Origin of the sequence: Paraburkholderia sp. BR14312 (assembly GCF_040948675.1) — a bacterium.
In the GTDB taxonomy this organism is placed as follows: domain Bacteria; phylum Pseudomonadota; class Gammaproteobacteria; order Burkholderiales; family Burkholderiaceae; genus Paraburkholderia; species Paraburkholderia nodosa_A.
This window is the reverse complement of the sequence record NZ_JBFPKI010000003.1, coordinates 583,385-601,914: the sequence shown is the minus strand read 5'-3', so window position 1 is coordinate 601,914 and position 18,530 is coordinate 583,385. Positions and strand designations below refer to the sequence as shown.

The 18,530-nt window shown below is 65.5% G+C and carries 19 protein-coding genes and 1 other RNA gene; 10 read left to right on the top strand and 10 right to left on the bottom strand.

Features of this window, described 5'->3' with window-relative positions; all coding sequences use genetic code 11:
• Positions 1-16: 16 nt before the first annotated feature.
• The 3 genes from pyrC to rnpB all read left to right on the top strand — a co-directional run bounded on the left by pyrC (position 17) and on the right by rnpB (position 2,500).
• Positions 17-1,072 (top strand): dihydroorotase, encoded by a 1,056-nt coding sequence (pyrC, locus tag AB3X98_RS11950; RefSeq protein ID WP_368605675.1) that lies wholly within the window; start codon positions 17-19, stop codon positions 1,070-1,072.
• Between the two features lie 71 nt (positions 1,073-1,143).
• Positions 1,144-2,019 carry a DUF3025 domain-containing protein gene (locus AB3X98_RS11945; protein WP_368605701.1) on the top strand — a complete coding sequence of 292 codons (876 nt, stop codon included), beginning with the start codon at positions 1,144-1,146 and terminating at the stop codon, positions 2,017-2,019.
• A gap of 70 nt (positions 2,020-2,089) precedes the next feature.
• Positions 2,090-2,500: RNase P RNA component class A (gene rnpB / locus AB3X98_RS11940), an RNA gene on the top strand.
• A gap of 69 nt (positions 2,501-2,569) precedes the next feature.
• On the opposite strand, the gene AB3X98_RS11935 is transcribed toward rnpB, so the two are convergent.
• Positions 2,570-2,992: an OsmC family protein gene (locus AB3X98_RS11935; RefSeq protein ID WP_027795839.1), complete on the bottom strand. Its 423-nt coding sequence runs from the start codon at positions 2,990-2,992 to the stop codon at positions 2,570-2,572.
• A gap of 635 nt (positions 2,993-3,627) precedes the next feature.
• Between AB3X98_RS11935 and rplM the strand changes: the two genes are divergently transcribed.
• The 3 genes from rplM (at position 3,628) to erpA (ending at position 5,060) form a co-directional block, all read left to right on the top strand.
• Positions 3,628-4,056, top strand: a complete 429-nt coding sequence (rplM, locus tag AB3X98_RS11930) for a 50S ribosomal protein L13 (protein WP_027795838.1) — start codon at positions 3,628-3,630, stop codon at positions 4,054-4,056.
• Positions 4,057-4,067: 11 nt separating this feature from the next.
• Positions 4,068-4,460: a 30S ribosomal protein S9 gene (gene rpsI / locus AB3X98_RS11925; protein ID WP_028209425.1), complete on the top strand. Its 393-nt coding sequence runs from the start codon at positions 4,068-4,070 to the stop codon at positions 4,458-4,460.
• Positions 4,461-4,694: 234 nt separating this feature from the next.
• Positions 4,695-5,060 carry an iron-sulfur cluster insertion protein ErpA gene (erpA, locus tag AB3X98_RS11920; RefSeq protein ID WP_042262553.1) on the top strand — a complete coding sequence of 122 codons (366 nt, stop codon included), beginning with the start codon at positions 4,695-4,697 and terminating at the stop codon, positions 5,058-5,060.
• Between the two features lie 59 nt (positions 5,061-5,119).
• On the opposite strand, the gene AB3X98_RS11915 is transcribed toward erpA, so the two are convergent.
• Positions 5,120-6,274 (bottom strand): anhydro-N-acetylmuramic acid kinase, encoded by a 1,155-nt coding sequence (locus AB3X98_RS11915; protein WP_368605674.1) that lies wholly within the window; start codon positions 6,272-6,274, stop codon positions 5,120-5,122.
• A gap of 240 nt (positions 6,275-6,514) precedes the next feature.
• Here AB3X98_RS11915 and tyrS point away from each other — a divergent pair, with 240 nt between their 5' ends.
• The 4 genes from tyrS (at position 6,515) to AB3X98_RS11895 (ending at position 10,407) form a co-directional block, all read left to right on the top strand.
• Positions 6,515-7,780, top strand: a complete 1,266-nt coding sequence (gene tyrS, locus AB3X98_RS11910; protein ID WP_342947650.1) for a tyrosine--tRNA ligase — start codon at positions 6,515-6,517, stop codon at positions 7,778-7,780.
• Entirely contained in the window at positions 7,777-8,247 is a 471-nt protein-coding gene (gene dtd, locus AB3X98_RS11905; protein ID WP_342947651.1) for a D-aminoacyl-tRNA deacylase, read from the top strand. The genes tyrS and dtd overlap by 4 nt, the downstream gene beginning before the upstream one ends.
• A 17-nt stretch (positions 8,248-8,264) precedes the next feature.
• Entirely contained in the window at positions 8,265-8,948 is a 684-nt protein-coding gene (locus AB3X98_RS11900; RefSeq protein WP_368605673.1) for a histidine phosphatase family protein, read from the top strand.
• Positions 8,949-9,255: 307 nt separating this feature from the next.
• Complete coding sequence (locus tag AB3X98_RS11895) at positions 9,256-10,407, top strand: branched-chain amino acid ABC transporter substrate-binding protein (protein ID WP_368605672.1); 1,152 nt, start codon at positions 9,256-9,258, stop codon at positions 10,405-10,407.
• A gap of 86 nt (positions 10,408-10,493) precedes the next feature.
• On the opposite strand, the gene AB3X98_RS11890 is transcribed toward AB3X98_RS11895, so the two are convergent.
• The 8 genes from AB3X98_RS11890 to AB3X98_RS11855 form a co-directional block, all read right to left on the bottom strand.
• Positions 10,494-11,438 (bottom strand): oxygenase MpaB family protein, encoded by a 945-nt coding sequence (locus AB3X98_RS11890; protein WP_368605671.1) that lies wholly within the window; start codon positions 11,436-11,438, stop codon positions 10,494-10,496.
• 37 nt (positions 11,439-11,475) lie between these two features.
• On the bottom strand, positions 11,476-12,552 hold the full coding sequence (gene ruvB, locus AB3X98_RS11885; RefSeq protein ID WP_069268446.1) for a Holliday junction branch migration DNA helicase RuvB: 1,077 nt from the start codon (positions 12,550-12,552) through the stop codon (positions 11,476-11,478).
• 99 nt (positions 12,553-12,651) lie between these two features.
• Complete coding sequence (gene ruvA / locus AB3X98_RS11880) at positions 12,652-13,233, bottom strand: Holliday junction branch migration protein RuvA (RefSeq protein WP_342952371.1); 582 nt, start codon at positions 13,231-13,233, stop codon at positions 12,652-12,654.
• 107 nt (positions 13,234-13,340) lie between these two features.
• Positions 13,341-13,883 carry a crossover junction endodeoxyribonuclease RuvC gene (gene ruvC, locus AB3X98_RS11875; protein ID WP_028201962.1) on the bottom strand — a complete coding sequence of 181 codons (543 nt, stop codon included), beginning with the start codon at positions 13,881-13,883 and terminating at the stop codon, positions 13,341-13,343.
• Positions 13,884-14,072: 189 nt separating this feature from the next.
• Entirely contained in the window at positions 14,073-15,638 is a 1,566-nt protein-coding gene (purH, locus tag AB3X98_RS11870; RefSeq protein WP_368605670.1) for a bifunctional phosphoribosylaminoimidazolecarboxamide formyltransferase/IMP cyclohydrolase, read from the bottom strand.
• Positions 15,639-15,708: 70 nt separating this feature from the next.
• The gene (locus AB3X98_RS11865) at positions 15,709-15,942 is read right to left on the bottom strand and encodes a Fis family transcriptional regulator (protein ID WP_028216158.1); all 234 of its coding nucleotides are present in this window, start codon (positions 15,940-15,942) and stop codon (positions 15,709-15,711) included.
• Positions 15,939-17,006, bottom strand: coding sequence for a tRNA dihydrouridine synthase DusB (dusB, locus tag AB3X98_RS11860; RefSeq protein WP_342947656.1), 1,068 nt, complete (start codon positions 17,004-17,006; stop codon positions 15,939-15,941). The genes AB3X98_RS11865 and dusB overlap by 4 nt, the downstream gene beginning before the upstream one ends.
• 192 nt (positions 17,007-17,198) lie before the next feature.
• A complete protein-coding gene (locus AB3X98_RS11855) occupies positions 17,199-18,488 on the bottom strand; it encodes a UbiH/UbiF/VisC/COQ6 family ubiquinone biosynthesis hydroxylase (RefSeq protein WP_069268449.1) in 1,290 nt (429 codons plus the stop codon).
• Positions 18,489-18,530 lie beyond the last annotated feature (42 nt).

Below are 18,530 nucleotides of genomic sequence, written 5' to 3'. Positions count from 1 at the left end.
GCGCCTGACTCTTGCCATGAACGTCTCTTCCCCCTCGACTCTCACGCTCGCCCGCCCCGACGACTGGCACCTGCACGTGCGCGACGGCGCGATGCTCGCGGCCGTGCTGCCGCATACGGCGCGCCAGTTCGGCCGCGCGATCATCATGCCGAACCTCAAGCCGCCGGTCACGACGACCGAGCAGGCCGCCGCCTACCGCGAGCGCATTCTCGCGGCGCTGCCGGCGGGCTCGACGTTCGAGCCGCTGATGACGCTCTATCTCACCGACAACACGCCGCCCGAGGAAATCCGCCGCGCGAAGGCGAGCGGCTTCGTGCACGGCGTGAAGCTGTACCCGGCGGGCGCGACGACGAATTCGGACGCCGGCGTGACCGACATCCGCAAGTGTGCGAAGACGCTCGAAGTCATGCAGGAAGTGGGCATGCCGCTGCTCGTGCACGGTGAAGTGACGAGCGCCGACATCGACCTGTTCGACCGCGAGAAGGTCTTCATCGACCGCGTGATGATTCCGACGCGCCGCGATTTTCCGGGTCTCAAGGTGGTGTTCGAGCACATCACGACGAAGGACGCCGTCGACTACATCCGCGCCGATCATGCCGCGCCCGGTCTACTCGGCGCGACGATCACCGCGCATCATCTGCTCTACAACCGCAACGCGATCTTCCAGGGCGGCATTCGTCCGCATTACTATTGCCTGCCCGTGCTCAAGCGCGAGACGCATCGCGTGGCGCTCGTGGACGCGGCGACCTCGGGCGATCATCGCTTCTTCCTCGGCACCGACAGCGCACCGCACCCGAAGGGCCTGAAAGAGCACGCGTGCGGCTGCGCGGGCTGCTACACGGCGCTGCACGCGCTCGAGTTGTACGCCGAAGCGTTTGACAATGCGGGCGCGCTCGACAAGCTCGAGGGCTTCGCGAGCTTTTACGGCGCGGACTTCTACGGCCTGCCGCGCGCGACCGAAACCGTCGCGCTGCGTCGTGAAAGCTGGACGCTGCCCGCCGAAGTCGAGGCAGGCGGTACGCCCGTCGTGCCGCTGCGAGGTGGCGAGACGATCGGCTGGAAACTCGCTTGAACGAGACAGGGCACGGTGTGGCTGCGGGCGCAACGGTCGACCCGACCGAGGCAGTCGATGCGCCCGCACCGATGCCCGCACACGCACCGCGCCGGACCATGCCGCTGGGCAGTTTCACCGACATCGACTGGGCCCGCCCGTGGTTCGCGCAACACGAAGCGCGCGGCAGGCGCTGGCAGCAGGCCGCGCTGGTGGGATACGCGGCGTATCTGGCCGAACTGAACGCCGATGCGCTGGCTGCCGCCCAAAGCACGGGCCGCGGCCAGCCGCTGCGCTTCATCGCCCAGGACGACCTGCCCGAGGGCTCTGCCTACGAGGCGCATATCGCGGCGACAGGCTGCGTGCCGACGCGTCACAACCTCCACGACTTCTTCAACGCGCTCGCCTGGTTCGCGTTCCCGCGCATCAAGGCGACGCTGAACGCGCGTCAGGCCGCGGCGATCGACGTGCTGGGCGTGGGCCCCACGCGCGGCGGCGTGCGCGACGCGCTCACGCTGTTCGACGAGAACGCGGTGCTCTTTGCCTCATCGGATGCGCCGCTGGTCGCGGCGTTGCGCGGCTTCGACTGGCGCACGCTGTTCGTGGCGCAGCGCGCTGGCTGGGAAGCGGTTTTCGGGGAGACGATCGGCGCGGCGCGCTGCGAAGTCCGCGTATTCGGCCATGCGCTGCTCGAAAAGATGATCTCGCCTTATGCGGCGTGCACGGCGCACGCCTGGGTGGTCGAGGTGCCGCGAGCGTATTTCACGTGGCCGCGCGCGCAACGCGACGCGTATCTGGACGAGACAGTGAGCGTCTCGCTCGCCGCCGATGCCACGCATGAAGCGCTCAATGGGCGCAGCTTTGCGCCGCTGCCGGTGCTCGGCATTCCGGGCTGGTGGGCGCAAAACGAGCACCCGTCGTTCTACGACGACACCACAGTCTTTCGCGCCGGCCGCCGGACTCGCTAAATGCCAGGCAGGCGGCAAGCGATCCGGCCCCCGGCGCGGCGCGCCAGCCCGTGCTAATATCGCGCCTCGCAAAGCAGGCCAGGCAGTCGCGGCTCCGAGGTTTCGGCCAAAGAGGCGAGGAAAGTCCGGACTCCACAGGGCAGGGTGATGGCTAACGGCCATCCGTGGCGACACGCGGAACAGGGCAACAGAGAACAGACCGCCGATGGCCCGATTTCGGTCGGGATCAGGTAAGGGTGAAACGGTGCGGTAAGAGCGCACCGCGTCTGCGGTGACGTAGACGGCACGGTAACCTCCACCCGGAGCAATTCCAAGTAGGCAGGCGCGCATCTTCGGGATGCAGGATGGGGCCCCCATTCCGTCTGCGGGTAGGAAGCTTGAGCGCGTCAGCAATGGCGCGCCTAGAGGAATGGCTGCCACGCGCGGCGCGTCTTCGGACGCGGCGCGTGCACAGAATCCGGCTTATCGGCCTGCTTTGCAGCCTCATTCATGCAAAAAGCCGGCGCGTTTCTTCGCAGAAACGCGCCGGCTTTTTCTTTTGCCGCAGGCCTTAGGCCGCGACGATCTCGAACGTATGCGTGATCTCGGCGGTCTTGCCGATCATGATCGACGCCGAGCAGTACTTGTCGTGCGAGAGGTTGATCGCGCGCTCCACGGTGGCCGGGTTCAGGTTCTTGCCGGTCACGGTGAAGTGGAAGTGGATCTTCGTGAAGACCTTGGGGTCTTCGCTCGCGCGCTCGGCCTTGAGCGTCACGCTGCAGCCGCTCACTTCCTGGCGGCTCTTCTTGAGGATCAGCACTACGTCGTAGGCCGTGCAACCGCCCGTGCCGAGCAGCACCATTTCCATCGGCCGCGGCGCGAGGTTGTGGCCGCCGCCTTCCGGTGCGCCGTCCATGTTGACGAGATGGCCGCTGCCCGTTTCGGCTGCGAACGCCATGCCGTCCTGACCCATCCAGCTAACTTTGCATTCCATATGCGTATGCCCCTGCGCGGTTTCTTGATTCAGACGGCATTGTAGCCCGCCCCTTACTGGTATGTCCGGGGGGCACGGCGGCGCGCGCCTTATGCCACCTGCTTGAATGTTGCGTCGCGACATCCTATCGACAAGGCGGATTTCCCTGACGCAATTAGGGGTTTCGCTCTAGCTGTCCTGGATGCTTTTCGCGGGCAGGATTTTCAACCCACTGATTTTTAAGAAATTCTCTTCCGGTACGTCGTTTCGATTGGATTTCACATTGTGGTGTTAGATTTCGCAATGCAAATGTCCTTGCGCCGCACAAGGCCCATCCGTATAATTCATCTCATTGGTTGTCGTGCTTCACGACACCTCAGCATGTCTCCTCCACCCTCCTCAAAAGAGTGGATTAAGCCCGAACAAACGCGTTCGGGCTTTTTTTCGTCTGCCGCCCTCGGCTTGTCCCGTCAGTAACGCGCCGCAAGCAATTTTTTGACTCGCAACTGAATTTCCCTTTATAATCGTAGGTTCTCCGCATCCATGTCCGCGCGGAGACGGGGAAACTCGAACCAGGGAGAGCCTGCGCCGACGTCAACGAGCGTCACCATATAAGCAGGACCAAAACAGGGCACAGCATTTTTTTTGGATCGATCATGAAGACTTTTTCCGCCAAGGCACATGAAGTGCAGCGCGAATGGTACGTGATTGACGCGACGGATAAGGTTCTCGGCCGTGTCGCCAGCGAAGTGGCACGCCGTCTTCGCGGCAAGCACAAGCCTGAGTTCACCCCGCACGTCGACACTGGTGATTTCATCATCATCATCAACGCCGGCAAGCTGAAGGTCACGGGCAACAAGACCACCGACAAGAAGTACTACCGTCACTCGGGTTACCCGGGCGGTATCTACGAAACGACGTTCGGCAAGATGCAGGAACGCTTCCCGGGCCGCGCGCTCGAGAAGGCCGTCAAGGGCATGCTGCCGAAGGGCCCGCTCGGCTACGCGATGATCAAGAAGCTGAAGGTCTACGCTGACGCAACGCACCCGCATTCGGCGCAACAGCCGAAGGCGCTCGAGATCTAAGGGGAGCCCACATGATCGGTAACTGGAATTACGGTACGGGCCGCCGCAAGAGCGCCGTCGCTCGTGTCTTCATCAAGTCGGGCAAGGGCGAAATCGTCGTCAACGGCAAGCCCATCGCTGACTACTTCTCGCGCGAAACGTCGCTGATGATCGTGCGTCAACCGCTGGAACTCACGAACCACGGCACGACGTTCGACATCAAGGTGAACGTGACGGGCGGCGGCGAAACCGGCCAGGCCGGCGCAGTTCGCCACGGCATCACGCGCGCGCTGATGGACTACGACGCAACGCTCAAGCCGGCACTGTCGCAAGCTGGCTTCGTGACCCGTGACGCACGTGAAGTGGAACGTAAGAAGGTCGGTTTCCACAAGGCACGTCGCCGCAAGCAGTTCTCGAAGCGTTAATTTCGTATTGGCGCTTTGCGCCTGCGCCCCTCGCGGGGTGCAGCGCAGCTGCAAAAGCCGTCCGCGCTTCGTGCGCCGGGCGGCTTTTTCGTTTGTTTTTCGTTTTCGTCGGCGCGCCGAACGTGTGGCGCGCAAGCTGCGACAAGCTGGAGAAACCCCTTGATTTCGTGGGCTTAAGCACGATATCGGGAAGAGCCCTACAATAGCGGCTAGAAGCTTTTTTGGAGAGTTCGAATGAGCGCTGTCACCGAAACTACCGCGACCGAAATGCCCGGTCCCTTCGTTTTCACCGAAGCAGCGGCTGACAAGGTCAAGCAACTGATCGACGAGGAAGGCAACCCGGAGCTGAAGCTGCGCGTATTCGTGCAGGGCGGCGGCTGTTCGGGCTTCCAGTACGGATTCACGTTTGACGAAACGGTCAACGAAGACGACACCGTAATGAACCGCAACGGCGTCCAGCTTCTGATCGACTCGATGAGCTATCAGTACCTCGTCGGCGCCGAGATCGACTACAAGGACGATCTGAACGGCGCGCAGTTCGTCATCAAGAACCCGAACGCGACCACCACGTGCGGTTGCGGCTCGTCGTTCTCGGTCTGATCGATTTGCTGTAATAAGAAACGGGGCTTCGGCCCCGTTTCTTATTGGTGCGCGCCTGCTTAGCGCGGATAAATCGCACCCAGCACGCGCTCGCCGGCAGCCCCGGTTACGGCCGCGAGATTGCCAGGTTCGCGTGCCACGCAGCGCATGGCGAGCCACGCGAAGGCGAGCGGCTCCACCTGATGCGGCGGGACGCCGAGCGCTTCGGTGGTCGTGACCGGTACGCCCGCCACACCGCCCGTTTCAAGCGCCTTTTGCAGCGCGGCCATCAATGCGGCATTGCGCGCGCCGCCGCCGCAGACATACACGGCACGGCAATCGCTTGCGTGACGCTCGATCTCGCGTGCCACGCTCACGGCGGTCAGGGCGACTAGCGTGGCCTGCACGTCGGCGGGTGTGAGCGATTCGAAGCCCTTGAGCTTGTCGTCGAGCCACTGGGCGTTGAAAAGATCGCGACCGGTGCTCTTGGGCGGCTGCTGTTCGAAGAACGGTTCGTCCAGCAGGGCATTCAGAAGCGGCTGATGCAGATTGCCGCTCGCGGCGAACTTGCCGTTCTCGTCGTAGGGCTTGCCAAGGTGCCGTTCGGCCCACAGGTCGAGCAGAGCGTTGGCCGGGCCGCAGTCGAAGCCACGCACGGCGCCCGTCGACGAGAGCACCGTGATGTTGCTGATGCCGCCGAGGTTGCAGACCACGCGCGTTTCTTCCTGCGAACCGAACAGCGTCGCGTGGAACGCGGGCACGAGCGGTGCACCCTGGCCGCCCGAGGCGACGTCGCGGCTGCGGAAGTCGGCGATCACGTCGATATGCGTGAGTTCCGCAAGCAGCGCCGGGTTCTGGATCTGCACGGTGTAGCCTTTCTCCGGCCGATGCCGCACGGTCTGGCCGTGCGCGCCGATCGCGCGCACCTCGGCGGGAGGCACGGTGCTTCCGCGCAGCAACTCGTGGCAGCACACCGCATAGCGGGCAGCCAGCGCGTTGCCGGCGAGCGCTTCGCGTTCGATCTCGTTCTCGCCGGGCTGCTGCAACGAAAAGAGTGCGTCGCGCAGCCCCTGTGCGAAGCCGACGAACGCCTCGGCCAGTACCACTGGCCGCTGGCCCGCCTCGAAGCGCACGGCAATGCCGTCCACGCCATCCATGCTCGTGCCCGACATCAGGCCGAAATACACGCCGTCGGCGGCGTGTGCGCTCTCGTTTCGTGCGTCGCGTGGCGCCACGTTGTGCTCCTTTATCAATGCAATTCAGTGCCCTGCGAGGCAATTATCGGCGTAATGCCTCTCGAGCGTAAGCCGAACGGCTGACTACGCACCGGCGCGGGCGAGTCTGGCACCCAATTCCCCGGTCCGAGGGCGGTGCAGCCTGGCTTCGCGCGCACAAACCGCAAACCTCGGCCCGGCGAGTCGAATCACGTAAAATTGCGGCCTAGACCCAGACTTAACGACAGAACCGATCGAAGCATGAGCAACGAGTCCACCTCCAGCAACGGCGCCAGCACCGGCGCAAAAGACGCCTTTCCGGTCACCGACGAAGTCCGTCACGCGCTCGCCGTCACGAAGCGCGGCGTGGACGAACTGCTGATCGAAGAAGAATTCGAGCAGAAGCTCGCCCGCAGCGCGGCCACCGGCAAGCCGCTGCGCATCAAGCTCGGCCTCGACCCGACCGCGCCCGACATCCACATCGGCCATACGGTCGTGCTCAACAAGATGCGCCAGCTGCAGGATCTCGGCCACAACGTGATCTTCCTGATCGGCGACTTCACTTCGCTCATCGGCGACCCGTCGGGCCGCAACGCCACGCGCCCGCCGCTCACACGCGAGCAGATCGAATCGAACGCGAAAACGTATTTCGAGCAGGCCGCGCTCGTGCTCGACCGCGAAAAGACCGAAATTCGCTACAACAGCGAATGGTCGATGCCGCTCGGCGCCGACGGCATGATCAAGCTGGCATCGCGCTACACGGTGGCGCGTATTCTCGAGCGCGAGGACTTCACCAGGCGCTTCCAGAGCGGCGTGCCCATTTCGATCCACGAATTCCTGTATCCGCTCATGCAGGGCTACGACTCGGTCGCGCTCAATGCGGACCTCGAGCTCGGCGGCACGGACCAGAAGTTCAACCTGCTCGTTGGCCGCGAACTGCAGAAGCAGTACGGCCAGGAGCAGCAGTGCATTCTCACGATGCCGCTGCTCGAAGGCCTCGACGGCGTCGAGAAGATGTCGAAGTCGAAGAACAACTACATTGGCATCAGCGAGAAGCCCAACGACATGTTCGGCAAGCTCATGAGCATTTCCGACGTGCTGATGTGGCGTTACTTCACGCTGCTCTCGTTCCGTCCGATGGACGAAATCGAAGGGTTCAAGCGCGAAATCGAAGCGGGCCGCAACCCGCGCGACTTCAAGGTGCTGCTCGCGCAGGAAATCGTCGCGCGCTTTCACTCGCAGGCCGACGCCGAGCGCGCGCTCGAAGACTTCAACCATCGCGCCAAGGGCGGCGTGCCGGACGACATTCCGTCGATCACGCTCGCGGGCGCGCCCCTCGCCATCGGCCAGTTGCTCAAGCAGGCGGGGCTCGTGCCGTCCACGAGCGAAGCGCTGCGCAACATCGAGCAGGGTGGCGTGAAGATCGACGGCGCCACCGTCTCCGACAAGGGCCTCAAGGTCGAAGCGGGCGAGTTCGTCGTGCAGGTGGGCAAGCGCCGCTTTGCGCGCGTGACGCTCACGGCATGATTGCGCTGATCCAGCGCGTGCGCCGCGCCGAAGTGCGCGTGGCGGACGGCGGCAGCGAGCGCGTGACCGGCGCGATCGGCCAGGGGCTGCTCGCGCTGGTTTGCGCGGAGCGCGGCGACACCGAGGCGAACGCCGACAAGCTGCTCGCGAAGCTGCTCGGCTACCGCGTGTTCAGCGACGCGGCGGGCAAGATGAACCTGAGCGTGCAGAATATCGACGGCAACGGCACCGCAGGCGGCCTGCTGCTCGTCTCGCAGTTCACGCTGGCGGCAGACACGAACAGCGGTCTGCGCCCGAGCTTCACGCCGGCCGCCCCGCCCGATGAGGGGCGGCGTCTGTTCGATTATTTCGTCGCCGCCGCGCGCGAGAAGCATACGAGCGTCGAGACGGGCGAGTTCGGCGCCGACATGCAGGTGTCGCTCGTCAACGACGGCCCCGTCACGTTCTGGCTGCAAGTGCGCAACTGAACCATGCGCTTTTGACTATGAACACGGAAATCCTCTTTATCCGCCACGGCGAAACGGACTGGAACCGCATCAAGCGCATCCAGGGCCATATTGACATTCCGCTCGCGGAAAGCGGCCTCACGCAGGCGCAACAACTCGGCGCCCGTCTCGCGAACGAAGTGCAATCGGGTGCTCGGCTCGACGCAATCTGGTCGAGCGATTTGTTGCGCGCGCAACAGACGGCGCAGCCCATTGCCGAAGCCCTGGGTCTGCCGATTCAACTCACCGAAGGGCTGCGCGAGCGCAACTATGGCGCGTTTCAGGGCCACGACAGCGACGAAATCGCCGAGCGCTTTCCGGACGAGTACGCGCACTGGCAAACGCGTGACCCAGGCTTTGCGCCGCCGGAAGGCGAGTCGCAGCGCGAGTTCTACCACCGTGTGCTGCACGCGCTCGAGCCGATCCTGGCCAGGCACCCGGGCGGCCGTATTGCGTGTGTCGCGCACGGCGGCGTGCTCGACTGCGTGTACCGCTTCGCGAACGGCCTCGCACTCGACGCGCCGCGCGCGTGGCCGCTCCTCAACACGAGCGTGAACGTCGTCGATTTCGAACGCGGCGAGTACGTGACGCAGGCGCGCGTCGTCGCATGGGGCGACGTGGTGCATCTGGGCGGCGTCAGCGCTGACGACGGCTTCAAACGCACGCCCGAGGCGGGGCGCTAACGTGCTTTTTTGGCAGCGCGGGGCCTGGCCGCGCTGTCCTGTTCTTCCTGTCTTCCCCTCCCAGCGTCGCTCCTGTGCCTCGCCAACGCCACGGCCCGATCGATTTCCTTTCCGCTTGCTTGCGGCTTCTTTCCAAAGCCCAACCACAAAGTTAAGCGTCCTGCTAACATTTGCCCTACCTTTGGGCGCGCTGGCCACCGGGCTCCAGGCCCGGCCCTGCGTTGAAGAGGGACGCGCGCGCATGACAAGCGTGAGGCCGCGTGCCGAAGGTACGGGTATTCCAAGAAAACACGCAGGAGAAAGTTCAATGACGTTCAAGCTTCACAAGCTGCTGCCGGTGAGCGCAGCGGTCATGGCGCTCGCAGCGCTGTCGGCCAGCAACACGGCGTCGGCCGACCAGGTCGTCAAGATCGGCCACGTCGGTCCGCTCACGGGCGGTTCGGCCCACCTCGGCAAGGACAACGAGAACGGCGCGCGCCTCGCCATCGAGGAAATCAATGCCAAGGGCCTGACGATCGACGGCCAGAAGATCACGCTCGCGCTCGACGCCCAGGACGACGCCGCCGACCCGCGCCAGGCCACCCAGGTCGCGCAGAAGCTGGTAGACGACAAGGTCGTGGCGGTGATCGGCCATTTGAACTCGGGCGCATCGATCCCGGCATCGAAGATCTACAGCGACGCCGGGATCGTGCAGATCTCGCCGTCGTCGACCAATCCTTCGTACACGCAGCAGGGCTTCAAGACCACGTACCGCGTGGTCGCGACCGATGCCCAGCAAGGACCTGCGCTCGCCGATTACGCGGCGAAGAGCCTGAACGTGAAGACCGTGGCTGTGGTCGACGACTCGACCGCCTATGGCCAGGGCCTCGCGAACGAGTTCGAGAAGACGGCGAAGTCGCTCGGCATGAAGGTGCTCTCGCACGACGCGACCAACGACAAGGCCGTCGATTTCCGCGCGATCCTCACGAAGATCAAGGGCGAGAACCCCGACGCCATCATGTACGGCGGCATGGACGCCACGGGCGGCCCGTTCGCAAAGCAGGCCCGCCAGCTCGGTCTGCGCGCGAAAGTGCTGTCGGGCGACGGCGTGTGCACGGAAAGCCTCGCGGACCTCGCGGGCGCGGCGACGGACAATATCGTCTGCTCGCAGGCCGGCATGGCGGTCGAGCGTATGAACGGCGGCGCGGCGTTCGCGGCGAAGTACCAAAAGCGCTTCGGTCACCCGATCGAATTCGATGCGCCGTTCACGTATGACGCGGTGTACATCGTCGTCGACGCGATGAAGCGCGCGAACGCCATCGACCACGCGAAGATCCTCGCGCAGATCCCGGGCACCGACTACAAGGGTGTGATTGGCGAGACGTCCTTCGATTCGAAGGGCGACCTCAAGCACGGCGTGATCTCGCTCTACAACTACAAGGGCGGCAAGAAAACGCTGCTCGACGTGGTGAAGATGTAAGCACGCGATCGCGCGCAGCCGCTTCGGCGCGCCGCACGTGAAACGGCCAACCTGCGCAGGGTTGGCCGTTTTTTATTCCGTAGCGCTTATTTCGCGGCTTGCGCCGCGGCCCGCCGCCGCGCGCGTTTCGAGACGCCGTTGACGAGTGCCCAGCGCAAGACCGGCGCGACGGCGAGCATGCCGGGCTGCACCATGGCGCGGCGCGCGAAGGCGAACGAGTCGAAGCCGAGCATCTGCTGCGCAAAGGGCGGCAACAGGTCGATGCCTGCGTTCCTGATCAGCGCGCTAGCGGGGCGCATCCCCGGGCGCGGCGCGGGCGCTTGCATGAGCACGCGCACCACTTCGACCGTGCGGTCGCTCGCGACGAGTTCGGGCTGCATCGATTGCAGATACGCAGCGATTTCGGCGCGCGAGCGCGGCACCTTCGCAGCGCCGAGCAGTTCGGCAATGCGCGCGACTTCGGCGTAGTACTGATCCTGCATCTCACCGGGCAGCGCGGGATTCACGAAGCGCAAATACGCGCCGATAAAACTCGAAACTTCGGCCACGTGCACCCAGGTCAGCAGCGCAGGATCGCTCGCGCGATAGGGACGGCCATCGGGTGCGGTGCCCGTCACGGCGAGGTGGATCCGTTTGACGCGTTCGATCAGCGCCAGCGCGTCGGCGCGGCTGCCGTAAGTCGTGCCGGCGATGAAGGTCGCGGTGCGCCGCAGCCGCCCGAGGATGTCGATGCGAAAGGTCGAATGGTCCCACACACCGGCGAGCGCGAGCGGATGCAGCGCCTGCAGCAGCAGCGCGCTGACGCCGCCCGCCATCATCGCGGCGAAATCGGCATGGACTTTCCAGCAAACGGCGTCGGGGCCGAAGAGGCCCGGGTCGCCGGGCGGATTCGAGTAATCGAGTTTCGGGCCGCTGCCCGTGGTGAGATGCGTGATGTTTTCGGCGAGCGTCATGCGCACGCGGCGCACGAGCTGACCGGCAAGGCCCGTCGGTTCAGGCGCGTTGGGAGGGAGGCCGGCGTGATCGGACATCGTGCTCTCGCTCGCGCTGCGTTGGGGCTTGCGCGCCCTACGACGCGTCCGGTTCCCAGTCGCCGCCCGCCGACGCGTCGTCCGGCACCGTGAGGCCGAAGTGGCGGTAGCTCAGTTGCGTGGCTACGCGCCCGCGCGGCGTGCGCTGCAGATAGCCTTGCTGGATCAGATACGGTTCGAGCACGTCCTCGATCGTGTCGCGTTCCTCGCCGATGGCGGCGGCAAGGTTGTCCACGCCTACCGGACCGCCGTCGAACTTGTGCAGGATGGCTTCGAGCAGCTTGCGGTCCATCAGGTCGAAGCCCACGGGATCGACGTCGAGCATGCGCAGCGCAGCGTCGGCGACCTTCGCGGTGATCGCGCCGTCGGCCTTCACCTCCGCGTAGTCGCGCACGCGGCGCAGCAGGCGGTTGGCGATACGCGGCGTGCCGCGCGAGCGGCGTGCGATTTCGAGCGCGCCGTCCGGGTGGATCTGCGCGCCGAGCAGCGAAGCCGAGCGCTGCACGATGCGCGAAAGCTCGCTGGCGTTGTAGAACTCGAGGCGCGAGACGATGCCGAAGCGGTCGCGCAGCGGGTTCGTGAGCATCCCCGCGCGCGTGGTCGCGCCCACCAGCGTGAACGGCTGGAGGTCGAGCTTCACGCTGCGCGCGGCCGGTCCTTCGCCGATCATGATGTCGATCTGGTAGTCCTCGAGCGCCGGATACAGGATTTCCTCGACGACCGGCGAGAGCCGGTGAATTTCGTCGATGAAGAGCACGTCGTTGGCTTCGAGGTTGGTGAGCAGCGCCGCGAGATCGCCCGCGCGCTCCAGCACGGGGCCCGACGTCTGCCGCAGATTGACCCCCATTTCGCGCGCGATGATGTGCGCGAGCGTGGTCTTGCCGAGGCCCGGCGGGCCGAACAACAGCACGTGGTCGAGCGGTTCGGACCGGCGCTTCGCAGCCTCGATGAAGATCTCCAGCTGGCCGCGCACCTTTTCCTGGCCGACATATTCGTCGAGCTGGCGCGGGCGCAACGCGCGTTCGAACGCTTCCTCGTGAGTCGAGGCGGGCGTGGCGGCGATCACGCGGTCGGCGCCGGCGTGGTTGGCGGCGAGTTTGTCGGTTTCGATCATGCAGCGATTGTACCGCGCAGACTCTGCGGCGGCGGGGCCGCCCCGGGCATCACGATGGCACCGCAACTAACAGCCAGCCTCGAGCGTGCGCGAGGGCGATCAGGCCTTGGAGAGCGCCTTGAGCGCGAGCTTGATGCCTTCCGAAACGCCGGTGCCGGCGGGCACGTTCTTGATCGCGGCGAGCCCTTCCTTCTCCGAATAGCCGAGCGCGAGCAGCGCGTTGAGGATGTCGTTCGCGTGGTCGGAAGGCGAAGCGGCGGCGGCCATTGCGCCGAGGTCCGCGCCGAGCTTGCCCTTGAGTTCGAGCAGCAGGCGCTCGGCCGTTTTCTTGCCGATGCCGGGCACGCGCGTGAGACGCGCCGCGTCCTGCTGCGTGACCGCCTGCGCGAGGTCATTCACGCTCATGCCGGAAAGCACGGCGAGCGCCATGCGTGCACCGATGCCGCTGATCTTGAGCAGCTCGCGAAACGTCGAGCGCTCCTCCTGCGAGCCGAAGCCGAAGAGCAGATGCGCGTCTTCGCGCACGATCATCTGCGTGAGCAACACGATTTTCTCGCCGGTGCCGGGCAGGTTGTAGAACGTGCTCATCGGCACGTCGACTTCGTAGCCGACGCCGTTGCAGTCGATGAGCAGGTGCGGCGGGTTCTTTTCCAGCAATACGCCGGCAATGCGACCGATCATGGCGGGTTCTGTGATGAGGGAAAGCTCAAGAGTGTAGCGGAGGGCAGGGCAGTCCGGAGCGCGCGGCCCGAACGTTCGCCGCCCGGCCAGGCGCATCGGCCACGTATTCAGCCGATCAACCGTCCGCGGCGTACCCGCATGCCCTTTTTCGCGAGCGCAGGCGCGAGCCCGCCGAGCGTGGCGAGGGCGTCGCCGCCGTGCGCGTGGCAGATCGCCATGCCGAGCGCGTCGGCGGCGTCGGTGCCGGGCGTGCCGGTGAGGGCGAGCAGGCGCACGACCATCTGCTGCATCTGTTCCTTGGTCGCGCGTCCGTAGCCCACCACGGCCTGCTTGAGCTGCAGCGCGGTGTACTCGGCCACCGGTACGCCGCCCGACACCAGCCCGCAGATGGCCGCGCCGCGCGCTTGCCCAAGCAGCAGGGTCGACTGCGGATTGACGTTGACGAAGACCTTTTCGATTGCGGCCTGGTCGGGCGCGTGCTGGCGGATCAGCGTGGAAACGCCCTCGAAGATGGTGCCGAGGCGCGTGGGCAGATCTGCATCGGCGGTGCGGATGACGCCGCTTGCGACGTACGTGAGCTGATGGCCGTGACGTTCGATCACGCCGAAGCCGGTGACGCGCAAGCCGGGGTCGATGCCGAGAATTCTCATGAAATGCGGGGAAGACGGATGTGCCTGCGATGGTACAACGAACGGCACAGATGCCGCGAGCCTTGAAGGCGCGGGCGAACGAGGCGCGCCGCGCAAAGAAAAAGCCCGCGAGACGCAAGTCCGGCGGGCTTTGCACAAGCGACGCGTCACGTGCAGGTGACGCGCCGCACGCAACCAGTGCGGCGAAGATCAGTGACGGAAGTGGCGGATGCCCGTCATCACCATCGCGATGTTGTGCTCGTCGGCGGCGGCGATCACTTCGTCGTCGCGCATGGAACCGCCCGGCTGGATCACGCAGGTCGCGCCCGCGTTCACCACCACGTCGAGGCCGTCGCGGAACGGGAAGAACGCGTCCGAGGCGACTGCCGTGCCCGCGAGCTTGAGGCCCGCGTTTTCGGCCTTGATGCTGGCGATGCGCGCCGAGTCCACGCGGCTCATCTGGCCCGCGCCGACGCCCATCGTCATGCCGTTCGCGCAGAACACGATGGCGTTCGACTTCACGAACTTCGCGACGCGCCATGCGAACAGCAGGTCGTCCATTTCCTTCGGCGTCGGGTGGCGCTTCGTCACCACGCGCAGTTCGTGCGGCTGCACGTTCTTCGCGTCGAGCGATTGCACGAGCAGGCCGCCGCCCACGCGCTTCAGATCGAATGCGTTATGGCCGTCGCCCAACGCGATCTCGAGCAGACGCACGTTCTGCTTCGCGGCGAACACGGCCTTCGCGGCTTCCGAGAACGACGGCGCGATCAGCACTTCGACGAACTGCTTGGCGACAGCCTGCGCCGCAGCTTCGTCCACTTCGCGGTTGAACGCGATGATGCCGCCGAACGCCGAGGTCGGGTCGGTCTGGAACGCCTTCGAGTAGGCTTCGAGCGCGTTCGCGCCGATCGCCACGCCGCACGGATTCGCGTGCTTGATGATCACGCACGCCGGGGCATCGAACGTCTTCACGCATTCCCATGCCGCGTCCGAGTCGGCGATGTTGTTGTACGACAGTTCCTTGCCCTGCAGTTGCGTGTAGTTCGCGAGCGCGCCGGCGGGCGTCGTGAGGTCGCGGTAGAACGCGGCGCTCTGGTGCGGGTTTTCGCCGTAGCGCAGGTCCTGGACCTTATCGAACGCGAGGTTCAGCACGGCCGGGTAGGTGTTGCGCGACTTGTGCTCGAGCGCTTCGGTGAGGCTCGTGAGGTAATTCGTGATCGCGCCGTCGTATTGCGCCGTGTGCGAGAACACCTTGGTCGCGAGGCGGAAGTTCGTGGCATAGCTCACGCTGTTGCCGTTCGCGCGCATTTCTTCCAGCACTCTCGCGTAGTCGGCCGGGTCGACCACCACGGTCACGTCGCGATGGTTCTTCGCCGCCGAGCGCAGCATGGTCGGGCCGCCGATATCGATGTTCTCGATTGCGTCTTCGAGCGAGCACTCTTCCTTCGAGATCGTCTGGACGAACGGGTAGAGGTTCACGACGAGCAGGTCGATCGTCGGGATGTCGTGCTTTTCGAGCGCGGCCATGTGCTCGGGCAGGTCGCGGCGCGCGAGGATGCCGCCGTGCACCTTCGGGTGCAGCGTTTTCACGCGCCCATCGAGCATTTCCGGGAAGCCGGTGTAGTCGGCCACTTCGGTGACGGAAAGGCCCGCGTCCGCGAGCAGTTTCGCGGTGCCGCCGGTCGAGAGGATCTTGACGCCGAGGTCCGACAGCGACTTCGCGAAGTCGACGATGCCGGCCTTATCGGAAACGGAGATGAGCGCTTGCCTGATCATGATGGGTAACGAGGTAGATTGCCGAGAGATCGAGGGGGCTGCGCCGAAGGTCCAGAAAAACGCAGCGGCGTTACAGCAGGCCGTGCTGCTGGAGCTTCTTGCGCAGCGTGTTGCGGTTGATGCCGAGATACTCGGCGGCGAGCGACTGATTGCCGCCTGCCTGCTCGAGCACCACCTCGAGCATCGGTTTTTCGACGCACGCCATCACCATTTCGTAGACGTCGTGCGGATTGCTGCCGTCGAGGTCCTGGAAGTAGATGCCAAGGCTCTCGCGGACGGATTGTTCGATGTTGTGCTTGCTCATGCTGCCAGTCGATCGGTTGATTCGTCGCTGCCGTCGCTGTCGTTGTTCTCGTCGTCGACGTAGACGAGGCGCTCGGAGCGCGCCTTCTGTTCGTCGAAGAACTGATTGACGGCGACGAGCTGCTCGCGCGTGGTGTCCAGCGTATTCATGCGGTGCCGGAACGTATTGGCGCCGCAAAGGCCGCGAGTGTACCAGCCGATATGCTTGCGCGCAGTACGCACGCCCGTAAATTCACCGTAAAAAGCGTAGTGGTCCTCCAGATGCTCGTTCATGATCGACTGGATTTCGTCTACGCGCGGGGCCGGCAGCTGCTCGCCCGTCGCCAGGAAATGCTCGATTTCGCGGAACAGCCACGGGCGCCCCTGCGCCGCGCGGCCGATCATGATGGCGTCGGCGCCCGTGAGTGCGAGGACCTCGCGCGCCTTTTGCGGCGACGTAATGTCGCCGTTCGCGACCACCGGAATGCGCGCGGCGGCCTTCACCGCGGCAATCGTTTCGTACTCCGCTTCACCGTGATAGAGATCGGCGCGCGTGCGGCCATGCACGGTGAGCATGGCAATGCCGCTTTCTTCGGCAATGCGCGCGATGGTAAGTGCGTTGCGGTTGTCGCGGTCCCAACCCGTGCGGATCTTGAGCGTGACGGGCACGGCGTCGGGACCCACGCCCACGGCGTCGACCACGGCCTTGACGATGCGCGCGACGAGCGGCTCGTTCTGCAAGAGCGCCGAGCCGGCCGCGACGTTGCAGACCTTCTTGGCCGGGCAGCCCATGTTGATGTCGATGATCTGCGCGCCGTTCGCGACGTTGTAGCGCGCGGCTTCGGCCATCATTTCCGGATCGGCCCCGGCGATCTGCACCGAAATGGGTTCCACTTCGCCCGCGTGATTGGCGCGGCGCATGGTCTTTTCGCTCTTCCAGAGCTGCGCGTTGGACGCGACCATTTCGGAGACCGCATAGCCCGCGCCGAGGCGCTTGCACAGCTGGCGGAACGGCCTGTCCGTGACACCCGCCATGGGGGCGACGAACAGGTTGTTACGCAAGGTGTGACGGCCGATAGTGAACATGACGCGCGGGCGAGGCCGGTACCGCGACCCGGATGGCAATCCGGCCGGCGCGGCGATCGGCGTGAACTTGAAAAAGGGGAAACGCATATTTTAGCGTAAGCGGGATGCGAGGTCGCGCTGCGCGGACCCTGGTCTTGTCCCGGAGCGGAGTTGCCGCGCTCAAAGAAAAAGCGATGCGACCCTTAGTTCGCCTCAACGCCGCTGCCCGAACATCATCTGCCGCGCGAGCGCCGTCTTCACGGGCGGCGCGAATTCGAGCGCCGTGAGCGCGAGCCCGCGCAGCGTGGCGAGCGGGCCGAAATCGACGGTGAACAAGCGGGCGAGCGTATCCGTCGCGCCGATCGTCATGCGGCGGTCGAACGCGCGACGGCCGGCGAACTCGGCGAGTGCGCGCGGCGTGGCACCGTGCTGCGCGAGCGAATCGGCGAGCGCGTGGGCGTCGCGCAGACCGAGATTGAGACCCTGGCCCGCCACGGGATGCAGTGTTTGGGCCGCATTGCCGACCGCCGCGATGCGGCCGTGGCCGCAAACGAGGGCGTCGAGCGCGTTCAGGCCGAGCGCAAAGGCCGCGCGGCCGTGAACATGCGTGAAGCGGCCCATGCGCGCCCCGAACGCCACGCCGAGTTCGGCGAGGAAATCGGCGTCCGAAAGCTGCGCGCGGCGCTCGGCCTGCGCCGGGGAGCAGCACCACACCAGCGCGTAATCCGCGCCGCGCACGCCGCCCATCGGCAGGAGCGCGATCGGGCCTTCGCTCGTGAAGCGCTCCCACGCGACGTGCGGTTGCGGGGCAGCTAGCGTCACCACGCCGACCAGCGCCGTTTGCCCGTAGTCGCGCGTCCGTTTGGTTTCGGCGGCCGGCAGTGCGGCCTTGGCATCGGCTTCGTCGGCCTCTTCTGCATCGTCTTGCGCGTCGCGTGGCGGCGGCGTGCGATACAGGCCGCCCTCGGCGTTCACGAGGATGCGCGTGCGCAGATGGCGCTCGACGCCCGCGCTCACGACCGGCAGCGTCACGCCGTCGTTCTCCACGACGGGATCGTGCGCCTGAGTGTGATGCAGCCAGTGCACCCGCGTGCCGCGCACGGCCTGCGCAAGCGCCTGAACGATCGCGCCGTAGCGCGCTACGTAGCCGAGCGCGGGCAAGTCGTAATCGTGGCGGTCGATCAGCGTGCGCCCGAAATGGCCGCGCTGCGAAACATGGATGCGCTCGATGGGCGTCGCGTCGTGCGGCCACGCGAGCGCTTCGAGCAGCGTGCGGCTGCCCTGCGAAACGGCGATGGCGCGCGGATCGCCGGCGCTGTCCTCGGGTTCGCGCGCGTCGATCAGCGCAATCGAGAGCCCTTGCGTGGCGCTGCGCCGCGCGAGCCAACCTGCGAGCGCGAGACCTACCGGCCCCGCGCCGACGATCGTCACATCGTGGTCGAATTGAGCGGGCGCGTTCGCGCCGGTGGGAGTGTCGTTCGCGCTGCCGGAAACTGCGTTCATGTCGTTTGCTTCGCTTCGTGTGGAATCTTCGCGTCTGCGTTT

Bases quoted from the DNA above. Each gene is read 5' to 3' on its own strand.
- AB3X98_RS11935 (WP_027795839.1), bottom strand. From the start codon at position 2,992: ATGGAATGCAAAGTTAGCTGGATGGGTCAGGACGGCATGGCGTTCGCA.
- rpsI (WP_028209425.1), top strand. From the start codon at position 4,068: ATGATCGGTAACTGGAATTACGGTACGGGCCGCCGCAAGAGCGCCGTC.
- purH (WP_368605670.1), bottom strand. From the start codon at position 15,638: ATGATCAGGCAAGCGCTCATCTCCGTTTCCGATAAGGCCGGCATCGTC.
- AB3X98_RS11945 (WP_368605701.1), top strand. From the start codon at position 1,144: ATGCCCGCACACGCACCGCGCCGGACCATGCCGCTGGGCAGTTTCACC.
- ruvC (WP_028201962.1), bottom strand. From the start codon at position 13,883: ATGAGAATTCTCGGCATCGACCCCGGCTTGCGCGTCACCGGCTTCGGC.
- AB3X98_RS11855 (WP_069268449.1), bottom strand. From the start codon at position 18,488: ATGAACGCAGTTTCCGGCAGCGCGAACGACACTCCCACCGGCGCGAAC.
- AB3X98_RS11890 (WP_368605671.1), bottom strand. From the start codon at position 11,438: ATGTCCGATCACGCCGGCCTCCCTCCCAACGCGCCTGAACCGACGGGC.
- tyrS (WP_342947650.1), top strand. From the start codon at position 6,515: ATGAGCAACGAGTCCACCTCCAGCAACGGCGCCAGCACCGGCGCAAAA.
- dusB (WP_342947656.1), bottom strand. From the start codon at position 17,006: ATGTTCACTATCGGCCGTCACACCTTGCGTAACAACCTGTTCGTCGCC.
- rplM (WP_027795838.1), top strand. From the start codon at position 3,628: ATGAAGACTTTTTCCGCCAAGGCACATGAAGTGCAGCGCGAATGGTAC.
- AB3X98_RS11900 (WP_368605673.1), top strand. From the start codon at position 8,265: ATGAACACGGAAATCCTCTTTATCCGCCACGGCGAAACGGACTGGAAC.
- erpA (WP_042262553.1), top strand. From the start codon at position 4,695: ATGAGCGCTGTCACCGAAACTACCGCGACCGAAATGCCCGGTCCCTTC.
- ruvB (WP_069268446.1), bottom strand. From the start codon at position 12,552: ATGATCGAAACCGACAAACTCGCCGCCAACCACGCCGGCGCCGACCGC.
- ruvA (WP_342952371.1), bottom strand. From the start codon at position 13,233: ATGATCGGTCGCATTGCCGGCGTATTGCTGGAAAAGAACCCGCCGCAC.
- AB3X98_RS11865 (WP_028216158.1), bottom strand. From the start codon at position 15,942: ATGAGCAAGCACAACATCGAACAATCCGTCCGCGAGAGCCTTGGCATC.
- AB3X98_RS11895 (WP_368605672.1), top strand. From the start codon at position 9,256: ATGACGTTCAAGCTTCACAAGCTGCTGCCGGTGAGCGCAGCGGTCATG.
- pyrC (WP_368605675.1), top strand. From the start codon at position 17: ATGAACGTCTCTTCCCCCTCGACTCTCACGCTCGCCCGCCCCGACGAC.
- dtd (WP_342947651.1), top strand. From the start codon at position 7,777: ATGATTGCGCTGATCCAGCGCGTGCGCCGCGCCGAAGTGCGCGTGGCG.